The 1,816-nt window shown below is 61.8% G+C and carries 1 protein-coding gene; it reads right to left on the bottom strand.

Going from position 1 to position 1,816, the window contains the following annotated elements:
* The coding region (locus ACXJKR_RS31325) for a secretin N-terminal domain-containing protein (protein WP_457326177.1) at positions 1-1,816 on the bottom strand (1,816 nt) is incomplete at both ends.

The raw sequence follows: 1,816 nt of genomic DNA, 5'->3' as shown, positions 1-1,816 counted from the left end.
ATCAACTCGCGTCGATTGTTGGTGGCCGACTGGCTGCCAAACAGGTGGCCCAGCACCGGCACGTCCTTGAGCCAAGGTATACCGCCGCCGCCGCGCGATCCGTTGTCGGTGATCAGCCCGCCCATCAGGACTGTCGCACCGTTGCGCAGCGTCAGCTTGGTCTGCAGCTTGCGCGTACTGAARGTTGGCGTGTTGTTGACACCGGTGCTGGTCTTGTCGGCACTGCTGACCTCCTGCTCGACTTCGAGGTCCACCTGATCGCCCGAATGGATCACCGGCTTGACCTTCAGGATCACACCCGCGGTTCGGTACTGAATCGTGCTGAGCGTGGTGGTCGTGGGGTTGGCCGTCCCACTGGCCAGCGGCGAACTGACGGAGCTGGTGATGATGGGGACCTCGCTGCCGACCTGGATCATCGCCTGCTCGCCATTGCGGGCATGAATACGCGGGCTGGACAGCACGCTGGCACGGTCGCTGGCGGCAAGGGCCGAGATGGCGATTCTCAGCTGACCGGCGCCGTTGAGGATGCGCAGGTTCAGTGGCGAAGTGTCTGCCGACAATGACTTGAAGCCCAGACTGGCCGTGTCGCCACCGCCAATCGCCCGGTTGTACAACCACTCGACGCCACTGCTTTTTTCATCGTTGAGTGCCAACTCGGCGACCGTCACTTCGATCAGCGCTGATTTGGCAGGCCGGTCCAGCATCTGCAACAACGCCGTCAACTGCGAATACTCATCGGGCTCCGCCTGAAAAATCAGCGTGTTGCTGGATTGGTCGACCACCACGCTCGTCAGCCGCTGACTCGTCGCCGCCGGGGCAGCAGAGGCCGCGGGCTGCCCTTGCGGGGTTGTCGCGGGCGACACATTGCGCCGACCGCTCAGCAACTGGTCAAGCGTCTTGGCCAGATCACCGGCATCCTTGTGCTTCACCTGGTAAGTGAAGAAGTTCCGACTGATGCCTCGCTCGTTGGGCTTGTCCAATGTCTTGGCCCAATTGATGACGTGGTTCAAGACCTCGTCGCTATTGGCGAAGACATAAACAGCATTCACCCCCAGCACGGGCAGCAGCACGACCGGATAACGGGCCCCACCCGATATGGCCGCCTGCCCCAGCGGCGCTACCGCATAGCCCTGGACGGTCAATACCTCTGTCAGGCGTTTGGCAAGGTCATCGGCTGACCAGTACGCAGGCGTGATTGCAACGCTCTTTCGACCAGCCATCAAGGGTTGATCCAGAACGCGGATGGCTTCAAGAGCCGCCTGGACGTTGTCCGGCGTGCCATTCAGCACCAGGGCATTGCGGGTGATGTCCTCCTGCAGCTTGATGCGATCACCGAACAAGGTGCGCAGCCAGTTGGCGACTTCGCTCTGGCGCACCACTTTCATTTCTATGAACTGGTAGATCGGGCGCAGTGGCAGCGGCGTGTCCGGGTTGACCTCGTCGCGGCGGATCTCCGGCAGATTCCCAAGCTGCGCGTTGTCCGGCACTACACGTAACAGGCCACCCGCGTCGATCACGGCAAGTCCGTAGGTCTTGAGCAACAGCTTCAGCGACTCTTCCAGCTTCTGTGCGGGCTGCGCAGTCCCGGTACGGAAGGTCACGGCGTCCTTGCGCGACAGCACCGCAGGATCGATGGACACGTTGCGCTTGAGAATGTCCACATAGACCACCTGCACAAAAGTGGCCAGGGGGATCTGCTGAAGGTTGATCGCGGCCACTTCACCAGGGTTGGCTGCCTGCAAGGCCACACTGTTTGCCTCACTCGCCTGACGGCTCTGCGCGAACTTGCTCGGTTGCTGGTCCGGTGGTACCGGCA

The organism is Roseateles sp. P5_E11 (assembly GCF_054049355.1).
This window is presented reverse-complemented; position numbering and strand designations above follow the sequence as displayed.